Origin of the sequence: Acidaminococcus sp. CAG:542, assembly GCF_000437815.1 — a bacterium.
In the GTDB taxonomy this organism is placed as follows: domain Bacteria; phylum Bacillota; class Negativicutes; order Acidaminococcales; family Acidaminococcaceae; genus Acidaminococcus.
In genome coordinates, this window is the sequence record NZ_FR902039.1 from 22345 (window position 1) to 28713 (window position 6369).

Here is a 6369-nt window from a genome sequence, read left to right on the forward strand (position 1 = left end):
GCGAATTGTGGAAAAAGCGGGGCATTAACGGGAATTTGGTGCAGTAAAGGGGCTGTGAAAAAATGATCTTTCATTTTTTCACAGCCCCTTTTTTTCAAGGCAGTGCCCGTATCTGTCCCAGGGGCCAGAAGATCAGGCTGGCTTTGCCTTTCACCAGGCTCAGATCCACAAAGCCCACATCCCGGAACCGGCTGTCTTCGGAGTTGTTCCGGTTGTCCCCCATAACAAAGATATGGCCGGCAGGGACGGTGGTCTTGGGCAGGTTGGTGTGGAAGGGTTCCCGGATATAGCTTTCATCCAGGGCTTCCCCGTTCACATAGGTCTTCCCGTCCCGGATCTCGATGGTGTCCCCGCCCACGGCGATGACCCGTTTGATGAAGTCCCGCCGGGTGTCACTGGGATACTTGAACACGATGATTTCTCCCCGTTTGGGCTGGCGGGTGTAATAGACCAGCTTGTTCACCAGCAGCCGTTCCTGGTCCTGGAGGGTGTTCATCATGGAAGGTCCAGAGACCATATAGGGTTCCACCAGGAAGGTACGGATCCCAAAAGCCAGCACCACGGCCACAATGATGGAAATCAGCCAGTCACTGACCGTATCCTGCCAGGAGCCGGATTTCTTTTCTTCGCTCATGCCTTCTCCTTTGCAATAAAAAAGGCAGTTGCCGGAGCAACTGCCTCATTGATCCGATTACCGACGTTCTCTGATACGAGCGGCTTTACCGGTCAGTTTACGCAGATAGTACAGTTTTGCTCTGCGTACCACACCTCTGTGGGATACAACGATTTTTTCCAGACGCGGGGAATGGACAGGGAACATTCTTTCCACACCAACGCCGGAAGCAACGCGGCGAACAGTGAACATTTCCCGGGCACCGGAACCGCTCCGGGCAATGCATACGCCTTCAAACAGCTGAACCCGTTCACGGGTGCCTTCCACAACCTTCACATATACCTTCAGGGTATCGCCAGGACGGAATTCGGGAATGTCGGAACGCAGCTGTTCCTTTTCAATTGCTTCAATAACGTTCATTATTAATTTCCTCCTCAGAATCCAAGACGTTCATGTCTAGCCACGTGCTAACAGCGGACCGCCCGTTAATGCATACGCTGTATTATACCATACAGCCGGCTCCCGGTGCAACCGAAAAAGTCAGGATTCCCTGCTTTTCCCGGCCGTCCGGGACTTCTCTTTTTCTTCTTCTTCCATGGCCAGGAACAGTCTCCCGTCCCCCTTCTGCCACTGCATGGTCCGCAGCAGTTCCGGGCGGTGGAGGAAGGTGGCCCGCAGGCTCTCCTTTCTCCGCCACTGGCCGATTTTACCGTGGTCGCCGGAAAGCAGGACTTCCGGCACGGCTTTGCCCCTGTACTCCACCGGACGGGTGTACTGGGGGTATTCCAGCAGGCTGTCATGGAAGGAATCTTCCTCGGCGCTTACCTGCTTGCCCAGCACCCCGGGAATGAACCGGGCCACTGCATCCATGATGCACAGGGCCGCCAGTTCTCCTCCGGTCAGCACAAAATCCCCGATGGAAAGCCGGAGATCAGCTTCCTCCAGGATCCGTTCGTCAAAGCCTTCATAATGGCCGCAGAGCAGGATCAGATCCTGCCCGCTCCGGGCCAGTTCACACACCCGTTCCTGCCGGAGGGATTCTCCCACCGGGGTCAGGGCCGCCACCAGGGCTCCCGGTGCCAGCTCCCGGGCCCGTTCCAGGGCCGCCAGATAAGTCTGGGGTTTCAGCACCATCCCTGCTCCGCCGCCGCAGGTGGTATCGTCCACGCTCCGGTGCCGGTCGGTGGCATAGTCCCGGGGATCCACACAGTCCACGGACAGGAGCCCTTCCTGAGCCGCCCGGCCCAGGATGCTCCAGCTGCAGGCGCTCCGGATCATCTCCGGGAAAAGAGTGACAAATACGAATTTCATCTCAGATCCACTCCGGCAGCACCACAGTGATCTGCTTCTTTTCCCAGTCGATGTTCCGGATATTGTCCGCAATGGCCGCCACCAGGATATCTTCCCCCTGGGGCGGAGCAATGACGAACACATCGGTGGAACCGGGGCTGATCACATCCTTCAGCATCCCCACCGTTTCCCCTTCCGGAGTCACGGCGGCAAAGCCGATGATGTCCCGGACATAGAACTGGCCTTCCGGCAGAGGAGGCAGTTCTTCCGGCCGCAGGACGATGGTCCGGCCCCGGAGGGTCTCCGCATCGTTCATGGTCTCAATGCCCTCCACCTTCATCAGGTACACATTCTTGTGCTGACGGAGGCTTTGGACCGTGTAGTCCCGGCCGTTGTCCAGGGTGATCTTCTTCATTTTGGCGTACCGCTCCGGATGATCCGTCTGCGGCATAATGCGAAATTCGCCCCGCACGCCATGCGGGGCGACAATTTTGCCAATCACGATATGCTGTTCCATAGGCTTATTCTCTGAAGCCGACGACTTTGCCGTCTTCCACGACGATTTCCGCCCCCATAAGGGCTTCCAGGTCGCTGCCTACAGCGATTTCTACAGAACGTTCCAGTGTACCATGACCGACTTCACTGCCGATTTCCAGGTTTTCAGCCCGTTCCAGCTTGTCTTTCAGTTCCTGGAGAGCATGGCCCCGCTGGGCCTTTTCATACTGGATCTGCTCCTGGAGCCCCCGGACAGCCTCCGGACCGGCAGCGGACTGTTCATTCAGCGCCCGCTTGGCATTGAACTGGAACTGTTCGAAATCCAGTTCTGCCGCCTGGACCTGACGCTTCATATCTGCAATGATCTTGGCTTTCAGGTCTTCAGTGACCTTGGCCTTGATGACTACAGGCACCCGAACGATCATTTTATCCATGGTAACCACCTTTAGTCGATATCAACGATGACTTTCACGTTTTCGCGGGTAGCAGCTGCTTTCATCACCAGACGGATGGCCTTGGCAATGCGGCCTTGTTTGCCGATCACTTTACCCATATCTTCAGGCGCCACGTGGAGTTTCAGGATCACGGAAGATCCGGTCCTTTCTTCCTCCACCTGGACCTCGGAGGGATTATTCACGATAGCCTTAGCAATCACTTCAACTATCTCTTTCATAGTCATCCTCCTTATTTGGCTGCTTTTTCGCCAGCCAGTTTCGCCATCAGACCCTGTTTGCTGAACATGGAACGAACCGTATCAGTCGGCTGTGCGCCCTTTTTCATCCAGGACAGAGCTTTTTCTTCGTCGATGGTAACCACGGCGGGATCAACAGTGGAATCGTAGGTACCTACGGTTTCGATGAAACGGCCGTCACGGGGAGCCCGTTCGTCAGCAACGACGATACGATAGAAGGGGCTCTTTTTGGCACCCATACGTTTCAGACGGATTTTAACTGCCACAACATTCACCTCCTTACCAGATTGGTTTTATTGCATGAAAGGCAGTTTGAATCTGCCTTTCCGTGCATACTTGTTCATACCCTGCATGGTCTTCATGAGCTTCTTGCTCTCTTCGAACTGCTTCAGCAGCCGGTTCACATCCTGGACCCGCTGGCCGCAGCCGGCTGCAATGCGCTTGCGCCGGGACCCGTTGATGATCCGGGGATTCTGCCGCTCCTGAGGCGTCATGGAATAGATGATGGCTTCCAGCCGGCGGACTTCCTTGCCGTCCAGATCCACCCCTTCCAGCTGCTTGGCAAATTTACCCATGCCGGGGATCATGCTGAGAATGGATTCCAGGGACCCCAGTTTCTTGACCTGTTTCATCTGGTCCAGGAACATGTCCAGGGTGAATTCATTCTTCTTCAGGGATTCCGCCATTTTTTTGGCCGAATCCACATCGATGGCTTCCTGAGCCTTTTCGATCAGGGAGAGCACGTCCCCCATGCCCAGGATCCGGGAAGCCATACGGTCAGGATAGAAGGGCTGGAGGGCATCCAGTTTTTCTCCCATCCCTACAAACTTCACCGGACAGTTGGTCACTGCCTTGACGCTGAGTACGGCGCCCCCACGGGCGTCACCGTCCAGCTTGGTCACAATCAGCCCTGTAATGCCCAGGGCTTTGTTGAAGGAATCGGCCACCGTAACGGCGTCCTGGCCGGTCATGGCATCCACCACCAGCAGGATTTCGTCCGGATGGACCGCGGCTTTCATGTCTTTCAGCTCATTCATCAGGGTCTCGTCCACATGGAGACGGCCGGCGGTATCGATGAGCACGGTATCGCACAGGAGGGCATTGGCCCGCTTCAGGGATTCTTTGGCGATTTCCACCGGAGAAACCTGGTCTCCCAGAGAGAACACCGGCATATCCAGCTGTTTGCCGATGACTTCCAGCTGGGTAATGGCGGCAGGACGGTACACGTCCCCGGCCACCATCAGCGGCTTCTTCCCGTTTTTCCGCAGGTAGTTGGCCAGCTTGCCCAGAGTGGTGGTCTTGCCGGCGCCCTGGAGCCCCACCAGCATGATTACCGTAGGCGGATTGGCCGCCTGGTTCAGCTTGCTCTGGGTGCCCCCCAGGAGCTCGATGAGCTCCTCATGGACGATCTTCACAATATATTGGCCTGGAGTGAGATTGGGGTCAACCTGCTGCCCCATGGCCCGCTCCTTGATCTTGGCGGTAAATTCTTTGACGACCTTGAAGTTCACATCCGCTTCCAGCAGGGCCAGCCGGACTTCCCGGAGGGTCTCTTTCAGATCCTGTTCGGAAACCGTCTTCTGTCCCCGGAGCTTCTGGATGGCTGCCGTCAGTTTGTCGGTTAGGATTTCAAAAGCCATAGTTACCTGCTTTCGTCAATGATGCTTTTCAGGATATCTTCCACCTTCCCCAAACGGGGATCGGTGCTGTCACTGATCCGGCAGGCTTCCAGGAGTTTTACCGCTCCCCGGAGCTTGAACTGCCGTTCCTGATCCTGGTGCAGCAGGTGAAGTCTGTTTTCGTACTTTTCCAAGGTCTGTTCCACACGCCGCAGCAGATCATAGACCGCCTGACGGCTGGTCTGGGTATTTTCCGCGATTTCTCCCAATGACAGGTCATCGTAGAAATACTCTTCCATGATTTTCTGCTGTTTCTCCGTGAGCAGCCCGCCGTAGATGGCATAGAGCTGACCGAACCGGATCCTTTTTTCAAAGCCTTCATCCTGCATGAATATCACCGGGTGCTATTGTACTATAAAGAGAAAAACCTGTCAAGGATTTTTCCTTGACAGGCAAGGTTTTTTTCTCAGAAGAGACTCTCCTGGTCCGGTCCCTTCTTTTTGGGGGCTTTCCGTTCCTCACCGGATTTGGCCGGCTGGGGAGTAAACAGGTCCCGGTCCCCGTAAAGGACTTTTTTCTGGACTTCCAGGTCCTCCTTTTCCCACCGGACTGCATGGCGGGTGTATTTTTTCAAAAGAGGGGACTGGGGATGGGTTTCCTTGTTCAGGTTCACCAGATCATAGGCTTCGGTGATCATCCGGCCCAGGACGGAATTCACACCGTTGGGGCTGCTGTCCCGGACCAGGGCCTGGTATTCCTCATAAAGCTCCGGGTCCTGCTGGAGGAACAGGAACACCTGGTCCGTCAGCTGCCGGGTGAACCGGGACAGGAGCTTCTTCCCCAGTTTTTCCGTTTTCAGGTCGCTTGCCATGGCTGCCTCCCGTCACTGCTGCCGGGCCTGGATTAGGGCCTTCATCCGGCTGACAGCAGCGGTGATGTCAGGAGCTCCCAGAATGGCGCTGATCATGGCACAGCCGGCGGCACCCTGGTCCAGTACTTCCTCCATCCGGTCTTCCTGGATGCCTCCGATGCCTGCAACCGGGATCCGGACCGCCTGGACGATTTTTTCCAGCATCCCGGCAGGCAGCAGGGAGGCATCCTTTTTGCTCCCGGTGGGATACAGGGCCCCCACTCCCAGGTAATCGGCCCCCTGGGCCTGGGCTTCCAGGGCTTCCTCCAGATTGTGAGCGGAAATGCCGATGATGGCGTCCGGCCCCAGAGCCGCCCGGGCCTTCTGGATGGCCTCGTCTTCCTGGCCCAGATGGACACCGTCTGCTTCCAGGATTTTGGCCGCTTCCACATTGTCGTCCACCAGGAAGGGCACCTGGTACTTCCGGCACAGGGCCTTTACCTTTTTCCCTTCCGCCACCAGGTCTTCCAGGCCCAGATGCTTTTCCCGGAGCTGGAGCAGGGTCACCCCGGCCCGGAGGGCTTCCTCCACCGCTTCATAAAAATCCCTGCCCTGGAGACAGTTCCGGTCAGTGACCAGGTACAGGCTCAGATCAAATTTTTTCATGATGCATCACTCCCAGCCGGCATGCCGGTACAGATCCACGAAATGGTGGATGGGCCCGTGGCCCTTGCCCACCGCCAGACCGTTCTGGATGCCCAGGGCCACATAGGCCTTGGCCTTTTCCACGGCTTCCGGAAGTGGCTGACCG

Annotated in this window: 11 protein-coding genes and 1 pseudogene; all 12 read right to left on the bottom strand. The window is 56.6% G+C overall.

All coding sequences use genetic code 11. From position 1 onward, the window contains the following. Positions 1 to 94: 94 nt before the first annotated feature. A complete protein-coding gene (lepB, locus tag QVO43_RS02520; protein ID WP_022487034.1) occupies positions 95 to 634 on the bottom strand; it encodes a signal peptidase I in 540 nt (179 codons plus the stop codon). 57 nt (positions 635 to 691) lie between these two features. Continuing rightward, positions 692 to 1033: a 50S ribosomal protein L19 gene (rplS, locus tag QVO43_RS02525; protein WP_012937865.1), complete on the bottom strand. Its 342-nt coding sequence runs from the start codon at positions 1031 to 1033 to the stop codon at positions 692 to 694. Between the two features lie 120 nt (positions 1034 to 1153). Further along, positions 1154 to 1924 (bottom strand): tRNA (guanosine(37)-N1)-methyltransferase TrmD, encoded by a 771-nt coding sequence (gene trmD / locus QVO43_RS02530; protein ID WP_022487035.1) that lies wholly within the window; start codon positions 1922 to 1924, stop codon positions 1154 to 1156. A 1-nt stretch (position 1925) separates the two neighbouring features. Continuing rightward, positions 1926 to 2420 (bottom strand): ribosome maturation factor RimM, encoded by a 495-nt coding sequence (gene rimM / locus QVO43_RS02535; protein WP_022487036.1) that lies wholly within the window; start codon positions 2418 to 2420, stop codon positions 1926 to 1928. Positions 2421 to 2424: 4 nt separating this feature from the next. Further along, complete coding sequence (locus tag QVO43_RS02540; protein WP_022487037.1) at positions 2425 to 2832, bottom strand: YlqD family protein; 408 nt, start codon at positions 2830 to 2832, stop codon at positions 2425 to 2427. An 11-nt stretch (positions 2833 to 2843) separates the two neighbouring features. Then, on the bottom strand, positions 2844 to 3071 hold the full coding sequence (locus QVO43_RS02545) for a KH domain-containing protein (RefSeq protein WP_012937861.1): 228 nt from the start codon (positions 3069 to 3071) through the stop codon (positions 2844 to 2846). An 11-nt stretch (positions 3072 to 3082) separates the two neighbouring features. After that, positions 3083 to 3355, bottom strand: a complete 273-nt coding sequence (rpsP, locus tag QVO43_RS02550; protein ID WP_012937860.1) for a 30S ribosomal protein S16 — start codon at positions 3353 to 3355, stop codon at positions 3083 to 3085. A 27-nt stretch (positions 3356 to 3382) separates the two neighbouring features. Then, positions 3383 to 4729: a signal recognition particle protein gene (gene ffh, locus QVO43_RS02555; RefSeq protein ID WP_022487038.1), complete on the bottom strand. Its 1347-nt coding sequence runs from the start codon at positions 4727 to 4729 to the stop codon at positions 3383 to 3385. Between the two features lie 2 nt (positions 4730 to 4731). Then, positions 4732 to 5097 carry a YlxM family DNA-binding protein gene (gene ylxM / locus QVO43_RS02560; protein ID WP_022487039.1) on the bottom strand — a complete coding sequence of 122 codons (366 nt, stop codon included), beginning with the start codon at positions 5095 to 5097 and terminating at the stop codon, positions 4732 to 4734. Positions 5098 to 5174: 77 nt separating this feature from the next. Further along, positions 5175 to 5579: a hypothetical protein gene (locus QVO43_RS02565; RefSeq protein WP_022487040.1), complete on the bottom strand. Its 405-nt coding sequence runs from the start codon at positions 5577 to 5579 to the stop codon at positions 5175 to 5177. Between the two features lie 12 nt (positions 5580 to 5591). Beyond that, complete coding sequence (gene thiE, locus QVO43_RS02570; protein WP_022487041.1) at positions 5592 to 6224, bottom strand: thiamine phosphate synthase; 633 nt, start codon at positions 6222 to 6224, stop codon at positions 5592 to 5594. A 6-nt stretch (positions 6225 to 6230) separates the two neighbouring features. After that, positions 6231 to 6369 (bottom strand): annotated as a pseudogene (locus QVO43_RS10115) (bifunctional hydroxymethylpyrimidine kinase/phosphomethylpyrimidine kinase); the annotation flags it as partial.